General features: G+C 38.8%; 20 protein-coding genes and 1 riboswitch. Of the genes, 8 read left to right on the top strand and 12 right to left on the bottom strand.

From position 1 onward, the window contains the following. Positions 1-174: 174 nt before the first annotated feature. The gene (locus ACYQ73_RS22995) at positions 175-2,079 is read left to right on the top strand and encodes a heavy metal translocating P-type ATPase (protein WP_460014566.1); all 1,905 of its coding nucleotides are present in this window, start codon (positions 175-177) and stop codon (positions 2,077-2,079) included. A gap of 57 nt (positions 2,080-2,136) precedes the next feature. Here the strand turns inward: ACYQ73_RS22995 and ACYQ73_RS22990 are convergent, their stop codons facing one another. Both ACYQ73_RS22990 and ACYQ73_RS22985 read right to left on the bottom strand, forming a co-directional pair. Then, on the bottom strand, positions 2,137-3,075 hold the full coding sequence (locus ACYQ73_RS22990) for a YihY/virulence factor BrkB family protein (protein ID WP_460014565.1): 939 nt from the start codon (positions 3,073-3,075) through the stop codon (positions 2,137-2,139). Positions 3,076-3,098: 23 nt separating this feature from the next. After that, positions 3,099-3,425, bottom strand: coding sequence for a YtxH domain-containing protein (locus ACYQ73_RS22985; protein ID WP_460014564.1), 327 nt, complete (start codon positions 3,423-3,425; stop codon positions 3,099-3,101). A gap of 172 nt (positions 3,426-3,597) precedes the next feature. Between ACYQ73_RS22985 and ACYQ73_RS22980 the strand changes: the two genes are divergently transcribed. Further along, complete coding sequence (locus ACYQ73_RS22980; RefSeq protein ID WP_053483058.1) at positions 3,598-3,819, top strand: DUF1128 domain-containing protein; 222 nt, start codon at positions 3,598-3,600, stop codon at positions 3,817-3,819. A 67-nt stretch (positions 3,820-3,886) separates the two neighbouring features. Here the strand turns inward: ACYQ73_RS22980 and motB are convergent, their stop codons facing one another. Both motB and motA read right to left on the bottom strand, forming a co-directional pair. Then, positions 3,887-4,657: a flagellar motor protein MotB gene (gene motB / locus ACYQ73_RS22975; RefSeq protein ID WP_460014563.1), complete on the bottom strand. Its 771-nt coding sequence runs from the start codon at positions 4,655-4,657 to the stop codon at positions 3,887-3,889. Continuing rightward, entirely contained in the window at positions 4,641-5,444 is an 804-nt protein-coding gene (gene motA, locus ACYQ73_RS22970) for a flagellar motor stator protein MotA (RefSeq protein ID WP_079562711.1), read from the bottom strand. The genes motB and motA overlap by 17 nt, the downstream gene beginning before the upstream one ends. Positions 5,445-6,448: 1,004 nt before the next feature. Between motA and ACYQ73_RS22965 the strand changes: the two genes are divergently transcribed. After that, complete coding sequence (locus ACYQ73_RS22965; RefSeq protein ID WP_323655628.1) at positions 6,449-6,583, top strand: hypothetical protein; 135 nt, start codon at positions 6,449-6,451, stop codon at positions 6,581-6,583. A 203-nt stretch (positions 6,584-6,786) separates the two neighbouring features. After that, positions 6,787-7,350 (top strand): beta-class carbonic anhydrase, encoded by a 564-nt coding sequence (locus ACYQ73_RS22960; RefSeq protein WP_460014562.1) that lies wholly within the window; start codon positions 6,787-6,789, stop codon positions 7,348-7,350. A gap of 51 nt (positions 7,351-7,401) precedes the next feature. On the opposite strand, the gene ACYQ73_RS22955 is transcribed toward ACYQ73_RS22960, so the two are convergent. The 3 genes from ACYQ73_RS22955 to ACYQ73_RS22945 form a co-directional block, all read right to left on the bottom strand. After that, a complete protein-coding gene (locus ACYQ73_RS22955) occupies positions 7,402-7,989 on the bottom strand; it encodes a GNAT family N-acetyltransferase (protein WP_460014561.1) in 588 nt (195 codons plus the stop codon). Then, complete coding sequence (locus tag ACYQ73_RS22950; RefSeq protein ID WP_460014596.1) at positions 7,949-8,077, bottom strand: hypothetical protein; 129 nt, start codon at positions 8,075-8,077, stop codon at positions 7,949-7,951. The genes ACYQ73_RS22955 and ACYQ73_RS22950 overlap by 41 nt, the downstream gene beginning before the upstream one ends. A gap of 614 nt (positions 8,078-8,691) precedes the next feature. Continuing rightward, positions 8,692-9,522 carry a polyphosphate kinase 2 family protein gene (locus ACYQ73_RS22945; protein WP_460014560.1) on the bottom strand — a complete coding sequence of 277 codons (831 nt, stop codon included), beginning with the start codon at positions 9,520-9,522 and terminating at the stop codon, positions 8,692-8,694. Between the two features lie 201 nt (positions 9,523-9,723). Here ACYQ73_RS22945 and ACYQ73_RS22940 point away from each other — a divergent pair, with 201 nt between their 5' ends. Then, positions 9,724-10,437, top strand: coding sequence for a hypothetical protein (locus ACYQ73_RS22940; protein ID WP_460014559.1), 714 nt, complete (start codon positions 9,724-9,726; stop codon positions 10,435-10,437). A gap of 26 nt (positions 10,438-10,463) precedes the next feature. On the opposite strand, the gene map is transcribed toward ACYQ73_RS22940, so the two are convergent. Next, positions 10,464-11,219: a type I methionyl aminopeptidase gene (map, locus tag ACYQ73_RS22935; protein WP_460014594.1), complete on the bottom strand. Its 756-nt coding sequence runs from the start codon at positions 11,217-11,219 to the stop codon at positions 10,464-10,466. Between the two features lie 150 nt (positions 11,220-11,369). Next, positions 11,370-11,537 (bottom strand): hypothetical protein, encoded by a 168-nt coding sequence (locus ACYQ73_RS22930; RefSeq protein ID WP_460014558.1) that lies wholly within the window; start codon positions 11,535-11,537, stop codon positions 11,370-11,372. Positions 11,538-11,589: 52 nt separating this feature from the next. Between ACYQ73_RS22930 and ACYQ73_RS22925 the strand changes: the two genes are divergently transcribed. Beyond that, a complete protein-coding gene (locus ACYQ73_RS22925; protein WP_460014557.1) occupies positions 11,590-11,775 on the top strand; it encodes a hypothetical protein in 186 nt (61 codons plus the stop codon). A gap of 12 nt (positions 11,776-11,787) precedes the next feature. On the opposite strand, the gene thiT is transcribed toward ACYQ73_RS22925, so the two are convergent. Further along, positions 11,788-12,348 carry an energy-coupled thiamine transporter ThiT gene (gene thiT, locus ACYQ73_RS22920; RefSeq protein ID WP_370079292.1) on the bottom strand — a complete coding sequence of 187 codons (561 nt, stop codon included), beginning with the start codon at positions 12,346-12,348 and terminating at the stop codon, positions 11,788-11,790. A 129-nt stretch (positions 12,349-12,477) separates the two neighbouring features. Then, positions 12,478-12,586: riboswitch (TPP riboswitch) on the bottom strand. 126 nt (positions 12,587-12,712) lie between these two features. Between thiT and ACYQ73_RS22915 the strand changes: the two genes are divergently transcribed. Next, positions 12,713-13,048, top strand: coding sequence for a DUF4870 domain-containing protein (locus tag ACYQ73_RS22915; RefSeq protein ID WP_460014556.1), 336 nt, complete (start codon positions 12,713-12,715; stop codon positions 13,046-13,048). A 204-nt stretch (positions 13,049-13,252) separates the two neighbouring features. Here the strand turns inward: ACYQ73_RS22915 and ACYQ73_RS22910 are convergent, their stop codons facing one another. Next, a complete protein-coding gene (locus ACYQ73_RS22910; protein ID WP_460014555.1) occupies positions 13,253-16,333 on the bottom strand; it encodes an AAA family ATPase in 3,081 nt (1,026 codons plus the stop codon). After that, positions 16,330-17,487 carry an exonuclease SbcCD subunit D gene (locus tag ACYQ73_RS22905; RefSeq protein ID WP_460014554.1) on the bottom strand — a complete coding sequence of 386 codons (1,158 nt, stop codon included), beginning with the start codon at positions 17,485-17,487 and terminating at the stop codon, positions 16,330-16,332. The genes ACYQ73_RS22910 and ACYQ73_RS22905 overlap by 4 nt, the downstream gene beginning before the upstream one ends. A 68-nt stretch (positions 17,488-17,555) precedes the next feature. On the opposite strand from ACYQ73_RS22905, the gene ACYQ73_RS22900 reads away from it, so the two are divergent. After that, positions 17,556-17,987, top strand: a complete 432-nt coding sequence (locus ACYQ73_RS22900) for a hypothetical protein (RefSeq protein WP_460014553.1) — start codon at positions 17,556-17,558, stop codon at positions 17,985-17,987. Positions 17,988-18,748 lie beyond the last annotated feature (761 nt).

Raw genomic sequence — 18,748 nt, 5'->3', positions numbered from 1 at the left:
CCCCACTCTTTAAAAATCCCTTCAAATTTCTTACTTTCTTTTTCCAAATACCTTTGTTATAATAATTCTAAATTAGAAAGGAGCTAATCGAAAGCGATTTTCAATTAGATATTGTTTATATACATTGATTTATATAGGTTTTGATATTGATTTTCATTATCAGGGGGGATAAGAGTGGAATACTCTAAACGAGAAAATTTTAATTTAATTGAGAAAACAAAAGAGCATGCCGAATTAATTGCTGCCCTTATAGCAGGTTTGTTTATTTTGCTTGCATGGCGTTTAGATACTAGCGGGCAAACAACGGCCTCTATTATTTTATATATCGTTGCATTTTGTGTCGGTGGATTCGCTAAAGCAAAAGAGGGTATTGAAGAAACCATTGAAAACAAAGAGCTCAATGTTGAACTATTGATGGTATTGGCTGCAATTGGTTCAGCTGCAATTGGTTATTGGACAGAAGGCGCTATTCTAATTTTCATTTTCGCTGTAAGTGGTGCTCTTGAAACATACGCAATGAATAAAAGTCATCGTGAAATTTCTGCACTCATGAACTTACAACCCGAAGAAGCTTGGCTTGTTCGGGGTAACTTTGAACCAATGAAAGTTTCTGTCTCTACATTACAAATCGGAGATCACCTGCTCGTAAAACCTGGTGAACGTGTACCAGCAGACGGTGTAATCTTTAAAGGGCAGTCTTCTATCGATGAATCCGCAATAAGCGGTGAACCGCTTCCAGTGGCAAAACGCGAAGGCGACGAAGTATTTGCTGGTACTGTGAACTTAAATGGTGCCATTACAATGGAAATGACAAAACCAAATTCTGAAACACTATTCCAAAAAATTATCCAGCTTGTACAAAGTGCTCAGAGTGAAAAATCTCCATCTCAGCAGTTTATTGAAAAATTCGAAGGTACTTATGTGAAAATTGCGCTACTTACCGTTGCTATTATGATGTTTCTACCTCACTTCGTACTCGGTTGGGACTGGACAACAACTTTCTATCGAGCAATGGTACTCCTAGTAGTTGCTTCTCCATGCGCACTTGTTGCATCCATTATGCCGGCAACACTTGCAGCTATTTCAAATGGTGCAAAACACGGTGTCCTATTCAAAGGAGGCTTACATTTAGAGCATCTAGGTGCATTACGTGCATTAGCAGTAGATAAAACTGGTACTTTAACACAAGGTAAACCAACCGTTACTGATTTTATTGTTCGAGAAGGATTAGACCGTGAAAATACAATGGCAATCCTTGCAGGTATCGAAGCACAATCGAACCATCCACTTGCTCAAGCAATTACTTTATTCGCAAGAAAAGAAGGTATCACACAGTTTGCTCAAGCCACTATAGAAGATATTCCAGGTTGGGGTATCAAAGGTTACGTTAATGAAGTGGAGTATCTTGTTGGTAAACCAGACTTTGTTGGTCTAGATGAGGCAAATGAGTTTGCAAATGGTGCAGCAGAAAACCTTGCCTCAGAAGGAAAAAGCGTTATTTTTATTCGTGACAAAGATGGCATTGCCGCATTGGCAGCCTTAAAAGATACTGTTCGTAGTGAAGCGAAAAAAGCAGTATCCTTACTAAAAGAGCTAGGTATTGATGTTATCATGCTAACAGGCGATAACGAGAAGACCGCAAAGGTAATTGCCAAGGAAGCAGGCGTGACAGAATACGTTGCAGAATGTCTCCCTGAAACAAAAGTGACTGAGATGAAACGACTTCTTTCTGAACATAAATTTGTAGGGATGGTCGGCGACGGTATTAACGATGCACCCGCATTAGCCACTGCAACTACCGGAATTGCTATGGGAGAAGGAACAGATGTTGCTTTAGAAACAGCAGATGTCGTTTTAATGAAAAATGACTTATCAAAAATTGCCTACGCAGTACGTTTATCACGTAAAATGCAACGCATCGTCAAACAAAATATCTTCTTCTCTATCGGCGTTATCGTTTTATTAATTGCCTCTAACTTCTTACAAGTCGTCGATTTACCCCTAGGTGTAATTGGACATGAAGGAAGCACTATTTTAGTTATTTTAAATGGCTTACGTATGCTTAATAAAAACGCCTAAAAAACAAACAGCCTCGTATCACAAAACGTGATAGCGAGGCTGTTCTTTTCAATTTTTCTAATGGTTTGTTAGTGTTTTCTGCTTCATAAGTTCTTTTTGCAATACTTTTTTCTGCATCGTCGCATTTAAAATGCCACCAAAAATTAAAATAATCCCCGTTAAATACAGCCAAAGCATTAAAATAATAACGCCTCCAATACTGCCATATGTAGCGGAATAATTCGCGAAATTATTAATATAAAAAGAGAAAGCATATGTTACTGCCAACCAGGCAAGAGTTGAAAATAATGCCCCTGGCCAAACCCCCATTAACTTTAAACGAGGATTTGTATTTGGAACAAATCTATATATTCCCATTAAAACTATAAAAATAAGTAGAGGCGGTATTGACCAACGCATTCTATGCCAGATTATTTCAAATTGCTCCTCAATGCCAACAATCGAAAATAAGAAATGCCCTACTTGTTGCCCAAAAACCGGTAAAAGTAGAACGACAGCAATAACAACGACGAATGCTAAGGTGAAAACAAGGGATAACCCTCGATCTAATAGATTCCCTCTAGTTTCGGTATCATAAGCCTTATTTAAGGCTCTAATCAATGCATTAATTCCTTTGGAAGCGGACCAAATTGTCCCAAGTACCCCGACGGATAATAAACTACTATTACGACTTGTTAAAATTTCATCTAAGGTATTTTCAATAAGCCTGTATACCTCGTCCGGCATTATATTCACTAGAAATGAATACACTTGCGTCGACTGTATATTCAAATACGGTAGTAATGTAACTAGAAAAATTAGTAGTGGGAAAAAAGACAGTAAAAAGAAATAAGCCAATTCCGCTGCAAGAGCTGATATTTCCACTCGCTGTATGCGTAGCATTAAATCTTGCATGAAGCCCCTTGATGTCATCACATCTACAGTGTCTTCGTCTGGTGAGACAAATGATTTCACCACACCGACAGCTGAATGTATCGATGCTTTTTTCTTCTCCATACAAATTTCCTCCTGTACGACAACTATTCTTTATCAGGCAAAGAAAAGGCTGATTTCGTGTCATTAATCATACCTTCGATTGTGGAAGGTAATTCTTTAAATTCATCAACTTTATCAATGATTGAGTTGACATTTTCTGAAACACTTTCACATAGCACTTTAGTAGCCAATACTTTTTCCTCAACCAGTACTTGTAATTCCTCTCGGTTGGTTGCATAATACGATATTGCTTCTTTCATCTTTTTCGTTGAAGCTATTGTTTTTTCACGCGTTGTACGGTCAAACATACTTAATGCAGCTCCAACTGTGGCACCAACTACGATAGATGCTAATAATTTACTTCGTCCCATAATATTAAATACCCCCTGCTTTAGTAAATGTATCTTAGAATAATTAAACTACTTACGCCCTTATTCTACCCAATAACGGTCTATTTTTAAAGCAATGCCCAAATACAGTGTTGACATTTTTTTTATTCAATGAAATGATATTTTCGAGGATTACGAAAGGTAGGTTTAAATAATGGATTTATCAGTACCGTCAAAAGAAAACGTTATTTATATGGTTGATCAAATGAAAGACAAGCTTCGTATGGTTAATGTCGATGCGATGAAATCGGAAAATTTTGATGAAGCTAATTACGAAGACCTGGTCTATTTATACGAAATGGTCATGAAGCGCAACACATTTAGTCCTAGTGAAATGCAAGCTATCGTTGCTGAATTAGGAGCTTTACGCAAATAAATAGAAGTTTGTAAACAAAAAGCTATTAGCAATAAAGGCATCAAAGCCGTTTGCTAATAGCTTTTTTCTATTTTGTACTTTTTACAGCAGAACCATCCTCAGTTACAAGTGGTTGTATTAACACTTCTACACGACGGTTTTTCGCACGCCCTTCTTTAGTATCATTTGGTGCAACGGCACGGTTCTCACCGAAACCTTGTGTACTAAAGTTCCGACCATCTAACTTCGAGTTACTATTTAATAAAATTTCTGCGAAGTTCACCGCACGTAACGCTGAGAGCTGTAAGTTAGAAGAGAAGTTTGGTCCAGCTGGAACATTATCCGTATGACCAGTAATAACAATACTACGTGGTGGATTAGATACCAATACATCTGCTAGCTCTTTTGCTATTGCCATATACTCCGGTTTAATGTCTGCTTTCCCCGAATCAAACAGGATACTATCACGAATTGTAACAAGTAACCCCTCATCAGTCATCGCTGTCGCGAATTGACCTTCCATCTCATGAACAGCAATGAAATTATCAACACTATCTTTAATTTGAGCTAACTCCTGCTGATCCTTCAAGTAAGCTGAATTTTGCTGCGTTTGTGGTGTTTGGTCACTTTCCGGATTCGGACTTTGTATCGGTGAAGGCTGCTCTAAAAAGCTTGATCCTCCATCAAATACTTGATTAAACACCGCTGACATTCTCTCTAGCTTTTCTTGGTCTACTGAACTGGATGCAAATAATATGATAAATACAGCCAATAGCAGTGTTAAAATATCTGCATATGGAACTAGCCAAGACTCATCGATATGTTCATCATGCTTTTTTTTCTTAGCTTTCTTTGCCAAGGCCGCCCGCCCCGCTTTCATCAGAAATTTGACGACGTTCTTCCATTGTTAAGTAAGAAGATAATTTTTGTTCAATAACACGTGGCGCCTCCCCTTCTAAGACAGAAAGGATGCCTTCAATCATCATTCTTTTTTGCTTAACTTCGATAGCTGATTTACGTTTTAATTTATTCGCAAACGGATGCCATAAAACATAACCTGTAAAAATACCTAGCAATGTAGCCATAAAAGCAGCTGAAATAGCATGTCCTAGCTTTTCTATGTCATTCATATCTGCTAAGGCGGCGATTAACCCTACTACCGCACCGAGTACCCCTAAAGTCGGGGCGTATGTACCAGCTTGTGTAAAGATTGCAGAACCACTAGCATGACGTTCTTCCATTGCTTCGACTTCTTCTGTTAAGACGTCACGAATATAATCCGCATTTTGACCATCAATCGCTAACGTAAGTCCATTTTTCAAAAATGGGTCTTCTATCTCTGAAGCTTTACTCTCAAGCGCTAATAGACCTTCACGGCGAGCTAAATCAGCCCATTGTGAAAACATCTTAATAATCTCAATATCATCTGCTAATTTCGTTTCTTTAAAAAGAATTTTAAATAGCTTTGGTACACGCTTTAACTCCTTCATGGGGAAGGCAATTGTTACCGCGGAAATTGTACCGAAGATGATAATTAGAATGGCAGCTGGGTTATAAAACGCACTTAAACTTACACCCTTTAGCACCATTCCTGTTAATAGCGCTACTAGCGCAAGTATTAACCCTACAATCGACGATATATCCATTCTAGAACCTCCAAATCTCCTATTAAGCTTTATTTCGTCTTTTTTTCCATAATTTTAATATAGTATAAATGTATTTCACATTTTTTTCGATGTAATAAATACTTTTTATTCACTTTTCGACCATATTTGATTATATTGAATTAAGAATAATACACTAAATTGTCTTTATTTGAAAAAAGTTAAGAATTTATTATTATTATTCGACACAAAATTACTAAAATACGCTTGATTAGTCATAAAATCAGGATTAAATATCCAAAAAGATCCACGCATTCATATAAGTACTTCGACTGATAATTAAAAACCAACTCAGATAATTACTAAAATACCGCACGAAAATGGTGTAAAACAGTTTAATGTCGATTTATCAGACAAAATACTTTTTTCGCATTCGCTATGAAAACACTCCGAAAGACTCATTTTATTTCTTCCCATATTTAATCAATTATGCCTCGGCATAATTACATCTAGATTTGGCTTTGTGCTTGCTCAAAGAACTTCTTTTACCAACTAAAGACTGAGACTTCTGTACTTGTCGCTACGCTTTCGGTATAAAAAACGTCGTAGCTATGCAAGGACAAGAAAATTTAACAACAGAAAAATGCACATGCACATTATTAATAGCGTTAGTACCACACATCACCTATGCACGGTCTGATTTAAATGTCTCTAAATATTTTGAGAGGGAGATTGCCTATAACTTTTTGTTTTGAGGACGGGAAAGAGTTGTTCATTTAAGAACTTTGGACTACGTCAAAGCTCAGTACATTACTTTATGAATATTTCTAGCCAATTGAATATAGAAAGCACCACTGCGATTAGGTAAAAATAATTAAGTCTCCGTATTATTAACTGGACAATTCAAGTAATTTATCCCTACTAATATTAGTCTGAACTAGGTATGTTGTGGATGTCATAAATTCTCCTTAGATTTTCCTAGTAACCTATTGTATAATTACTTTAGATAATATTGTAGATTATTTTAGTAGAGAGGGGCTTTTATTATGTTCATTACGACTGTACTAGGCTTTAGTGTCGTTTTATTAATCTCTTTGGCATTCTTCATCCACTACCTACAAGTTGGTTTAGATTCTAAGTCTTCAGTAACTGTAGATCCAAAACCAAACGAAAAATTTTAATTTTGTTGAAAACAGCTACTTTAAGTAGCTGTTTTTTATTTATCTTCCGGCGGATTTTACGGATATTTAATTATTTCGATTCGCTAAATAAATTACTAAACTTCTCTTTTTTTCGTAAAAAATTGCGTGAATATTGTCATTATTGTTTGCATATTTATAGTTTTGCTCTAAAATAATTCCTGTAAGGAAGGGAGCAATCTTTCATGACAATGTTACAAGATATTCTTAAGTTCAATGAAGATTTCGTTCAAGAAAAAAAATATGAGCCTTTTATTACAACAAAGTATCCCGATAAGCGCATCGTCGTGTTATCTTGTATGGATACTCGACTTGTAGAGCTGTTACCTAAAGCTATGAATTTGCGTAATGGCGACGTAAAGATCGTTAAAAGTGCTGGGGCATTAGTTAGTCACCCTTTTGGTGCAATTATGCGTAGTTTACTTGTAGCTGTTTATGAACTACAAGCAGATGAGGTGTATGTTGTTGGACATTACGACTGCGGTATGAGTGCAGTTGACCCAGAAGCAATGCTAAAGAAAATGGTTGCTAGAGGGATTACCCCTGAAACTATCGACACGATAGAATATTCAGGTTTTGATTTAAAAGAGTTTTTACGTGGCTTTGGTGACGTAGCAACAAGTGTAAAGAAAAGCGTCGATACAATTCGCAATCACCCGTTAATGGTTAAAGACGTGCCTGTTCATGGATTAGTGATTGATCCAAATACAGGTCGCCTTGATTTAATCATAGACGGTAGCAAACAATAATTAAAAAAGAAGCGTCTTTTCCTTCAAACACTGAAAGATAGACGCTTCTTTTTATTGACCCTCTAAACGTGCATACATATAATGATCCACCCATTTACCATTAATGTACAGCAGCTTTCTCAAAAGACCCTCACGCTGGAATCCAGCCTTTTCTAAGACTCGGATAGAAGGATCATTTTGTGTTGAAACATAAGCCTCTACTCGATGTAAGCCTACTTGCTCGAACGCAAATTGCACGACCATATTAACTGCTTCTGTGACGATCCCTTTTCCAATATAAATTTCATCCATCGCATAACCAACAAACGCACTAGAATACGGTAATCGTTTTACTGCATAAAGAGCAATATGTCCTATTAGATTATTTGTACCCGGCTCAAAAATACCAAAAGTAAATTCCCTCTTTGAGTCCATTAAGTATAAGCTTTCTTGAATTTTTTTATATTGAGCATTAATTGTATAATATTCAGGTCGTTGTAACGGTTCATGTGTAGACCAAAAGTATTTATTGCGACTTACGAGATCGGTTAAACTTTGTGCATCTTTTTCATAAAATGTGCGAATGTAGCATTTCCCCCCTTGAATTGATACCACATTTTCACCCTTTTTCCTTAATAATCTCCAAATTTTTAGCACCATTTTTCCACACTAACCTTCCGATAATTGTCAATACGTTTTTAACTTCTTTCAGCAAATGTTTTCGTAGCGAAAGCGAAGCGTCAGCCACAGAAGTCTTCCACCTCTATAGGTGGTGAGATGAATGCGGGCTTATGTTACTTTTTAGCGGGTGTACAAAAATCCGCTGAAATAAAGGACCTCAGTCTAAGAACGCCACGTCCTGTGGCAACGATTGAGTGACCAACATCGTGTTGGCCTAAAGCTTCCGGCGAATGTCACGGAAATCGGAAAGGAGTTCATATAGATGTTAGCCTAAAATCATCGCATCCATGCGATAACTGCTAACTGACCTGCATCACGCTGGCCTAAGCACGAAGCCGATTCTGGACGCATTGTTTATCTGCGCGAAAGCAAAGCGTCAGCTACAAATGTTTTCTGTAGCGAAAGCAAAGCGTCAGCTACAATTATGCCGAGGCATAATTGATTGCCTGGGTTCTTTTTATCAATGGATGAAACACCCACTAATTGAAGTTTTACTTTATCCCGCTTTAACAGTCAGAAAAAATGCCCATCAAGCTGAAAAATGAGAAGAGCCGATCAACTAAACTAAGCTAACAATTTGTGGGAAAACTCCCACTGAATTGCAGTTTTACTTTATTGTATGTAAAAAAAGATGCTGCTACAACTAAAACATCTCGTCTTGTTGTTACAGCATCTACAACATTATTTTACTTTTTGTTTTTGTTTTTTAGGCTTCTCCTCTAGCAATTCAATGCTAGATGATTCAGCATCTTCTAAATGCGCTGTGTCTAAAACATTCGTTAAATGTAGGCCACGTTTTTTTGCCTCACTTTCGATATGTGCTAGTGTTTCTTGCAACACCTGTACACGAGCATATTTTTTATCATCTCCCGGTATTAGAACCCACGGAGCACTTTTCTTATCGGTCTTCTCAAACATTTCATTTGCAGCTTCTATATACTGAGGTGTTTTTTCACGATTTCGCCAGTCTTCATCTGTTAGCTTCCAAGACTTATATGGATCCTCTTCTCGTTCTTTAAAACGGTTAAGCTGCTCCTCATCAGATACTTGAAGCCAAAACTTAATAACAATATAATCTCCTGCTGTCAAAATCTTTTCAAAATTATTAATTTCTTCATATGCACGAGACCACTCTTCATTTGTTGCAAATCCTTCAATACGCTCAACTAATACACGACCATACCATGAGCGATCAAAAATAGCGATTTGTCCATGCTGTGGTAGCTTTCGCCAAAAACGTTGTAAATAATTATAGCGTAGTTCATGAGGCTGAGGTGCTGCAATTGGGTGTACGACATAGCCACGTGGATCAGCACGTTCAATTAGACGCTTAATAGCGCCACCCTTGCCAGCAGCATCCATACCTTCAAATACTAGAATTAACCCAATTTTATTTTTTAATAAAAACTGTTGAGCATTTAACATTTCATATTGGAGTACTTTTAATTTCTTTTTATACATTTTCTTATCCAGTTTAACTGATAAATCTAGATCATTTAAAATTTGAGTCATTAAAACTTCACTCCTTACATTCGAATATTTTCATTGTACTAAAGAAATATATGAATAACTATCCAAATGGTAAATTGTAGATATTTTTAACGAAACAACACGATACATTGTTGGAAATTTCCGTTATAATGAAAATATAATGTACAGTCCTATACTTATTTGTCTTTTCCTTATACAATTTAACACGAAGGGAGAGAAAACATGCCTCGATTTTTTTTGATGACAATAACTTTTATTGTCTCACTCATCCTAACCTTTTCATCCTATTTCATGAAAATAAACGATCATTCTTTTTTAGAGATCTTAAATCGTTTTCCAGTAATATTTGCACCGTTTAATGTTAGTTATATGATTTGGATTGTGGTTTACATATTACTTGGTTATTGGTTAGTCATGAACCTAAAAAAGACATCTATTAAACAGACTGTTCTCTTTAGTAGCATATGTATCATGCAGGCGTTAGCAATTGTTGTTTGGCATCACGAACTATTTATCATGTCAATTATCAGTACGTTTGCTTTAGTACTGTATTTATTTAAGTTGTACAAAACGTACCCTCTCAGCAATCATTCACTCACAGGTCGTATACCCTTCTCGGTTTATCTAGCATGGGTTACATTTAGCCTAATGACAAATGTAAGCTTTACGCTAACATCTTATCAATGGAATGGTCTTGGCCTTAGTGATCCACTTTGGGCTGTTATTTTACTAACAATTGGAGCAGCAATAGCGCTCCATATTCGATTCCATTATTTTGATATTATCTATCCAAGTGTATTTATCTGGTCCTATATTGGGGTCGCATTACATAATGGTTTTGATGAGCTACTTGTGTCAACTGCAGCCTTGTTTTTATGCGGAGTGCTACTTGTCGGTATATTATTTATTAAAAAAAATCCTGCCCACCAAAAATAAATTGGTTAGCAGGATTTTTAGCTTTTTTATTGTTCATCTAGAGAAGTTAAAATAATTGGTTTGTCTTTAGTAACGATAATTGAATGCTCGATTTGAGCAACTAATGATTTGTCTGGCGTAACGAATGTCCAACCATCACCAGACTCTACAATATGCTCCGCTTTCGCTGAGATAAATGGCTCGACTGCAAGCACCATGCCTTCTTTCATAATTGTAGAATCCCAAGCATCATAGTAGTTTAAAATATGATTTGGCTCATCGTGTAAAGAACGACCTAAACCATGACCTGTTAGGTTCATAATCACTGTTAAATCATTGGCATATGCCTCACGCTCAACAGCTTTACCGATTTGGTTTAATTTTGATCCAGCTTTTACTTTTGTCATCGCACGGTCGAAAGCACTTTTAGCTACGCTACATAGCTTTTCTTTATCCTCATAGCCTTCACCAACTACAAATGAAATGCCCGTATCAGCAAAGTAGCCATTTAGTGACCCAGATACGTCTATATTTACGATATCTCCCTCGTTAATCACACGTTTACCTGGAATACCATGTGCGACTTCCTCATTCACACTAATACATGTGTATCCTGGGAAATCATACTCCCCTTTAGGTCCAGAAATTGCTCCTGCTTCAGCAAACATACGACCTGCAATTTCATCTAATTCAAGTGTTGTTACACCTGGTTTTGTAGCAGCCTTCATTGCCTCACGAATTTCAGCACAAATACGGCCGATTTTTTTAAATGCTTCAATCTCTTCTTGCGTTTTTACAATCATTTTTAACGTCCCTTTCATCTAATGTCTACTACTTAATATAACATAACTTTCTATGCTTAAAACGCTAAACGCTTTAAATATTATATGCCATCATAAATTGTAAAGTGCTGAAAAACAGGCTCCTCATCAAAAGGTTGGGAATAACATTCCTTAAAACGTATGTATATAAGTTGATTGGAGTGGAGGCTGGGCGACACCTTGGGGATTAGCGTCACAGATGAGACCCTGGAGCGAGCAAATAGGGGAACGAAGGCTAAGAGCATCACATCCTGTGATAACGCCTTCGTGACCAACATCGTGTTGGCCCAAGCGGCTCATCGGACGCCCCCAGGAAGCTTTGCTCTGTGCGAAAGCGAAGCGTCAGCAACAATTGTTTTATCTGCGCGAAAGCGAAGCGGCAGCGGCAATTGTTTTATCTGCGCGAAAGCGAAGCGGCAGCGGCAATTGTTTTATCTGCGCGAAAGCGAAGCGGCAGCGGCAAAGCGCCCAGCCGGAACGGAAATCAACCTCACGTTATGGTGAGGATTTAAGAAACAAAAACCCTCCACTCATGTGAAGGGCATAATCGTTATGATTTTCGTTGCATTAATTGAGGTGCTGCCGTAAATAGCAGAACACCGACAATTGCTGTTAAAATCGTTGCTGGTAGCATATATGTTCCATTATAGATGATTGAATAAATCCACGCATTTTGATCGCCAGCATACTCTGAGAAAAATACAGCGCCCGCAATGGTATGTGCTGCATAACGTAAAAAGCCTGCTAAAACCGTTCCTACAATAATATAAAGCGCCATTTTCTTTTTGTTTAAATCTTTGGCAGCATCGAGCACTGGTCGGCGAACAACGGCCGCCAAGCCTACTACTGTAAAGGCAACGCCATAATCAAGTAATCCTTGTAGCCAATGTATAATATAGGCACCAAACATTGTTTGCATAACACCAATAAGTAATCCCGTTGTCAGACCAGGAATAAGGCCCCAGCGGAATGCTATTAAAATTATTGGCACCATCACTAGACTAACAGAGCCACCTTGTGCCCATACTTTAAAGGAAACCTGATCTAACACAAGGCCAATCGCTGCGAATATCGCAATTTCCACAAGCATTAAAAGTTTTTTATTGTCCATAAATATTCTCTCCTTTGTTCCGATGTAGGATACAAGAGCAGGAATAGAAATCAGTTGGCAAATATGTCCCTATCTGGCATCAATAAAGATAAAAAACGATGCCAGGACAGAGCCTCACATCGTAAAAGTGTCGGTTTCTATCCACAATCCCTACGCAAGTGTTAACTTACAGGTTCGAAGAGTCAAGGCATTACGTGCCCAGTCTCAGCTGACATCATCAGCTCCCCTTGTGGTCGTTACATCTTAATTTAATTGAACAACCTCATTGTACGCAAACACTGTTACGATTACAACCTCTTCCACATTATTTTTTTTGAAACTTTACTGCTTTTCATGCGTAAATATTAAAAAAGGAGGTACAACTATGGAGAACCAAAAAATTTTATCTGCCTTTAGTTATCTCAGTGTTTTTTTCGCACCCTTTATTGTGCCATTAGTCGTTTACTTCGTTTCTAAAGATAGTGCGGTAAAGAGTCACTCTATTCGAGCACTTATTTCACATTTAATTCCAGTCGTATTCGGAATAGTATTATTTGCAGTCTTTATTTTCTCAACTTTATCATTCAACACCAATTTTGATCCAAATTCAGATAGTAATAATTTTCTTATCATTTGGTTTGTTTCATTCGCAATTTACATTCTCGCTTCATTAGGAGTCGTTATTTGGAATATTATTCAAGCTGTTCGCGTCATCCGATAAGTTTCATTTCAACCTTGAACAGACAGTACTTAAGGAGCTGTTATTTTGTGAAAGTATCTAAAGTTGTTAAAACCGCTGTAAAATTAGCACCTATCGTTATCCCGATTGTCAAAAAAGTAATCGCTGCAAAAAAAGGAACAAATCCTAACGTAACTAAAAAATAACAAAAGGCGTATTTCCATATAACGGAGATACGCCTCTTTGTTATTTCACTTCAAAATATGTTTGACTATGACCGTTCATTGCTTTTTCGACATGCAACACAGCAGGCATTGTAGCTTTTAACTCTGCAACGTGTGAAATGACTCCAATCATGCGTCCGGAATCTTGTAAATCAATAAGCGTATCAATCGCCTTATTTAATGCTTCTTCATCGAGAGAACCGAAGCCCTCATCAATAAACATCGTTTCAATGCGGATATTACCTTGAAAGCTTTGAATGACATCTGCCATCCCAAGGGCAAGACTTAAAGACGCATTAAACTTTTCTCCCCCTGATAATGTTTTCACATCTCGTAATTGATCTGTATAAGCATCATACACATCTAGTCCAAGCCCACTTTGCTTGGCATGCTTTTCTAAACGATCTGAACGTCGTAGCTCAAATTGACCGTTGGATAAATGATAAAGCCGGATATTCGCTGCCTCTGTAATTTTATCTAAATAATTGATTTGAATATAACGCTCAAAAGACAGCTTTTTCACATTCTGTCCATTTAACATTGCATAGAGCTCTTTCACTCGTCCCGCCTCTTTTTCAAGTAAACGAATCTCCTGTTCGGTCTCCTCAACTTTTTTGATAAAATCTGCACAAGCCTTCGCAAATCCTTCCATCTGTTGCAATACTTTGAAGGCTTTCTCATATGTGACACGAAGCATTTCTAACTTTTCTTCCATTACCGTTAAATCTTGCTTCTCTTGTCCTTGAAGATGCTTCGCTCCCTCAGTAATTTGTACCTGTAATGTGTGGATTTGCAATGCATAATCATTGCAAGCCTTCCGTAAAGCTTCTATTTGCAACACACTACGCTTCCCAGTAGCAAATTCATCATAGCTTTCAAAGCCTGCTTCCGTCATACTTACTGAAAATTGCTCACGCTTTTCATCCATTTTCAGCTTTAATTCCTCAAAAGCCTGTTTCGCTATTTCTACGTTCATTCTAGCATTATTTGCTGCTTCCTTGGCGAACTGCAGGTTTTGTTGACTAAGATTCCATGCAGTTTGTAATGCAACCTTTTGTGAACTTTTATCAGCAATCGCCTGCTTCAACGCTTGTAGTGTCGTAAGATTTTCTGGAATATGCTTTTGCTGCTCTTCCACAATTGCTTGTTGTTTAGTTAATTCCTTCGTCTTTTCAACTAAATATTGTTCTAGTTTTATTTGCTTTTCTTGTAGCTGCTCCAGTCGTGCACGATGATCCTTTTGTTGCATGCGTACATCAGATAATTGATTGCTCACTACTTTTAAGATTGTTATTTGTTGCTCTACGTTTTGCAAGGAAGCTACAATTTGTGCTTGATTCGATGGATCAATCTCATTTGTCTCTAACTGTTCTAGCGCCTCTTGTAGAAGATGCTTTGTAGAGTTCAATAAAGCTTCTTTCTCTAAAAACTTGCGCTCATCAGTACTAGCCTTTCCTCGTAAGGCCTCCACCTCTGCTAATTCGATCATCTCAAATTGCTCACGATGTGTTTCGAGATGTGTTGTACTACCGCACACTGGACAAGGCTCTCCGTCCTTAAGTTGCTGTGCTAAAATACTTGCCTGACTCGCAATCCATTGTTGCTCTAGCTTTTGAAGAGCCTGCTTACTTTCTTGATAATGGACATTAGTAGTGGCTACATCCTGCTCAGCAGTTGCAACTGCTCTCGTGTATTTTTCAACTTGCGCTAGTAATGATACTTGCTCTTTTAGCTTCGGTAGCTGTTCTAAATAACTTTCATATGGCTCAAGTTGTTTTTCATATTGTTCAATTGTTTTTGCTAATTGCTGAACTTGCATTTGTCCTGTTTCTACGATTTTACTATTATCGTCTACTGCTAGCTTTGCTGTTGCAACATATTGTTCAGTTATTTGCATTTGCTGCAGATTATTCTCATACGTCTCGAATGTCGGTAATAATGCTTGCAGCTGTAATTCCTGTTGTAGAACGAGTTGACGCTCAGGTTCTTTCGCCTCTTCAACGTTAAACTTTTCCTGCGCTATTTTTAACTGAGCTTCTGTGTTTTTCTGCTCTGTCATTGCTTGCCGAGAGGATTGTTCTTTACGATTTTGCTCAGCACGTAAATCGATACATTGTTGCTCAAGTATAACAAGACGCTCTGCTTTCTCTGCTAATGCAATTTCGCGTTCTTTTGCGCTATATATATCTTCTTCTTTTAGCAATGCTTGTAGGCGATTCTGACGATTAGTTTGCTCATCAAATTGTTCATTCAGTGTTTTTGCTCTACTATAAAAATCTTGCTCTTTTTGATGATGCGCATAAGCCTCTTTATAGCGTCGCTGTTCCAATTGTATACATTCCATATAATAGGTTTGCTCCTCTTCCAGAGCATTCTTCAGCTGATGCATATTTTCAGTATTATTAGTAATGCAAGTAAATAAAGATGACGAACGCTGTGGTAAAGCGCCTGCAATTTGGCCAAGAAGATGTTCCTTTAATTGTTGAGCACGCAGTAAATCACTTTCCGCTTCTTTTCGTTTCGCATCAAGTCTTTTTGTCATCGCTCCGAAGCGATCTGTTTTAAAAATTTTGCGTAAAATAACTTCTTTATTCGTAGAATCTGAGGTTAACAGCTTGCGAAATTCACCTTGTGGCAGCATAACAATTTGACTAAACTGATCCTTTGTGAGGCCGATTATATCCTGTAGCTTTTTATCTACCTCAAGCGTTTGCTGCTTTTCTACAATACTATAATCAAGCGTGTCTCCTTTGATTTCAGCCAGTTCAATTTTCTTACCCGTAACACTTTTGTTTGTTGCTTTAATATGACCTGGTTGACGTAAAATTTGATAGACTCTATCATGCATTTCAAAAACGAGCTCCACAGCAGTATACACATCATCATCTGCAAACCCACTTCGAAGCATAGCAGTATCCTGACGATCTTCACCGCTACCCGATCCGTAAAGTGCATAGCAAATCGCATCAAAAATGGTCGTTTTCCCTGCACCTGTTTTTCCGGAAATCGCAAATAGGCGATGTTCGCCAAGCTGTTGAAAATCAATAACCTCTGTATTTTTATATGGACCAAATGCAGTAATCGTTAACTTTAAAGGCTTCATTTTACTGTCTCTCGCTCCTCATCTAATAATTCTTGTAGCATCTCTGTAAATAGACGTTCTGTATCTTGATCTGGCTGTATGCCAATTATATCTGTAAAAAATGATCGGAATAAATCGATGTCTTCTATTTTCTCTGTCTCAACCGTCTGAATTTCATGTGATACCTCCTGGCGTACTACTTTTCGCTCAACATGCATCGCATGAGGAAACACCGTACGAATACGTTCCATCGGCGAAGTTACTGACGTAGCATCTGTTAAACGTACAAATACATAATCATCACTAGGTGGTAATTGCAATAAATCATCCATTAAGCTCTCTACTACACGTAAATCCCGTCTCGCTATCAGCTTACGTTTTGTGACATTGATTTCTCCTTGTGCATCTAGTTCCACTATTAAAAAGCCCTTCTCATGTAAGTGCTCAGATAATGAATACTTCAAAGGAGAACCGGCATATCGAATCGTTTCATTCAACACAAAATGTGCTTTATGCAAATGTCCAAGTGCTGTGTAATGAAAAGGCTTAAACAACGCTGCATTTATACAATCCGAGCCTCCTATTGATAAAGGTCGCTCAGAATCACTCGTGTTCGCTTCCTCTTCCCCATACTTCGTCACAAAGGCATGTCCTACAAAAACATTACGTTTTGTTGGATCTAAACTATGCCCAATATGATCGATAATTTTTTCCATCGCCTCTTGATGAGATCGAATAGAATCATCCTCTAAAATAGTCCGTACTGAAGCTGGCTCTGCATAAGGTACAAGATGAAAATGTACCTCACCATACTCGTCATGGAGAACTATCGGCGCATGATCTTTCGTAAATTGGCCTTTAATATGTAATCCACTATCACTCATTAAACTACTGCCAAAATTCAATCGACCTGCGCTATCGTGGTTCCCCGCAACTGCTAACACAGGTATTTTTTTATCTAGCACAATTTCCGCCAAAATATCATTTAGTAAATTCACTGCCTCAATAGGGGGCATCGAACGGTCATATAAATCACCTGCTATAACGATAACATCCGGTTTTTCCTCATCAATGGCTTGCATAAATTGCTGTAAAATATTATGTTGATCCTCCGTCATATAGACGCCTTGTACAAGCTTCCCTAAATGCCAATCTGCTGTATGAAATATTTTCATTCTTTGCGCCTCCTGTCTATTTTTATTTTATCACGGCTGATGGATTGATTGATTTTCCTTTTATTAGTTTGATAAAGGTTCCTCATCATAACGTTGGAACTGAGGGGGCGGGGTATCCGTCGTTCTGGGGGGTTCTTTCCGTCACTCTGAGGATTCCTTCCGTCGCTTCGGGGGTTCTTTCCGTCACTTCGGCGATTCTATCCGTCGCTCCGGGGGTTCTTTCCGTCGCTTCAGTTCTTTCCGTCGCTCTGAGGGTTCCTTCCGTCACTTCGGCGATTCTTTCCGTCGCTCCGGGGTTCTTTCTGCCGCTCCGACAATTCTATCCGTCGCTTCAGTTCTTTCCGTCGCTTCGGCAATTCTATCCGTCGTTCCGGAGGTTCTTTCCGTCACTCCGACAATTCCTTCCGTCGCTTCAGTTCTTTCCGTCGCTCCGAGGGTTCTTTCCGTCGCTTCGGCAATTCTATCCGTCGCTCCGGGGGGTCTTTCCGTCGCTCCGATAATTCTTTCCGTCGCTCTGAGGGTTCCTTCCGTCACTTCGGCGATTCTATCCGTCGCTCCGGGGGTTCTTTCTGCCGCTCCGACAATTCTATCCGTCGCTTCAGTTCTTTCCGTCGCTTCGGGGGTTCTTTCCGTCGCTTCGGGGGTTCTTTCCGTCACTTCGGCGATTCTATCCGTCGTTCCGGGGATTCTTTCCGTCACTCCGACAATTCCTTCCGTCGCTTCAGTTCTTTCCGTCGCTTCGGCAATTCTATCCGTCGTTCCGGGGATTCTTTCCGTCGTTCCGGGGATTCTTTCCGTCGCTTCGACGATTCTATCCGTCGCTTCAGTTCTTTCCGTCGCTCTGAGGATTCCTTCCGTCGCTTCGGCGATTCTATCCGTCGCTCCGGGGGGTTCTTTCCGTCACTCCGACAATTCCTTCCGTCGCTTCAGTTCTTCCCGTCGCTCTGAGGGTTCTTTCTGTCACTTCGGCGATTCTATCCGTCGCTCCGGGGACCATTTCCGTCACTCCGACAATTCCTTCCGTCGCTTCAGTTCTTTCCGTCGCTCCGAGGGTTCTTTCCGTCGCTTCGGCAATTCTATCCGTCGCTCCGGGGGGTCTTTCCGTCGCTCCGACAATTCTTTCCGTCGCTTCGACGATTCTATCCGTCACTCCGACAATTCCTTCCGTCGCTTCAGTTCTTTCCGTCGCTCTGAGGATTCCTTCCGTCGCTTCGGCGATTCTATCCGTCGCTCCGGGGGTTCTTTCCGTCACTCCGACAAT

The organism is Lysinibacillus sp. CTST325 (assembly GCF_054665055.1).
Note: the sequence above shows the minus strand (reverse complement) of the source record. Positions and strands in the feature narration are given on the sequence as shown.

What these genes read in the sequence shown, in the direction of transcription:
- ACYQ73_RS22990 (WP_460014565.1), bottom strand. Translation starts at nt 3,075, where the DNA reads ATGGAGAAGAAAAAAGCATCGATACATTCAGCTGTCGGTGTGGTGAAA.
- ACYQ73_RS22910 (WP_460014555.1), bottom strand. Translation starts at nt 16,333, where the DNA reads ATGAAGCCTTTAAAGTTAACGATTACTGCATTTGGTCCATATAAAAAT.
- ACYQ73_RS22965 (WP_323655628.1), top strand. Translation starts at nt 6,449, where the DNA reads ATGTTCATTACGACTGTACTAGGCTTTAGTGTCGTTTTATTAATCTCT.
- ACYQ73_RS22915 (WP_460014556.1), top strand. Translation starts at nt 12,713, where the DNA reads ATGGAGAACCAAAAAATTTTATCTGCCTTTAGTTATCTCAGTGTTTTT.
- thiT (WP_370079292.1), bottom strand. Translation starts at nt 12,348, where the DNA reads ATGGACAATAAAAAACTTTTAATGCTTGTGGAAATTGCGATATTCGCA.
- motA (WP_079562711.1), bottom strand. Translation starts at nt 5,444, where the DNA reads ATGGATATATCGTCGATTGTAGGGTTAATACTTGCGCTAGTAGCGCTA.
- ACYQ73_RS22930 (WP_460014558.1), bottom strand. Translation starts at nt 11,537, where the DNA reads ATGAGCCGCTTGGGCCAACACGATGTTGGTCACGAAGGCGTTATCACA.
- ACYQ73_RS22955 (WP_460014561.1), bottom strand. Translation starts at nt 7,989, where the DNA reads ATGGTGCTAAAAATTTGGAGATTATTAAGGAAAAAGGGTGAAAATGTG.
- ACYQ73_RS22940 (WP_460014559.1), top strand. Translation starts at nt 9,724, where the DNA reads ATGCCTCGATTTTTTTTGATGACAATAACTTTTATTGTCTCACTCATC.
- ACYQ73_RS22905 (WP_460014554.1), bottom strand. Translation starts at nt 17,487, where the DNA reads ATGAAAATATTTCATACAGCAGATTGGCATTTAGGGAAGCTTGTACAA.
- ACYQ73_RS22945 (WP_460014560.1), bottom strand. Translation starts at nt 9,522, where the DNA reads ATGACTCAAATTTTAAATGATCTAGATTTATCAGTTAAACTGGATAAG.
- ACYQ73_RS22960 (WP_460014562.1), top strand. Translation starts at nt 6,787, where the DNA reads ATGACAATGTTACAAGATATTCTTAAGTTCAATGAAGATTTCGTTCAA.
- ACYQ73_RS22980 (WP_053483058.1), top strand. Translation starts at nt 3,598, where the DNA reads ATGGATTTATCAGTACCGTCAAAAGAAAACGTTATTTATATGGTTGAT.
- map (WP_460014594.1), bottom strand. Translation starts at nt 11,219, where the DNA reads ATGATTGTAAAAACGCAAGAAGAGATTGAAGCATTTAAAAAAATCGGC.
- ACYQ73_RS22985 (WP_460014564.1), bottom strand. Translation starts at nt 3,425, where the DNA reads ATGGGACGAAGTAAATTATTAGCATCTATCGTAGTTGGTGCCACAGTT.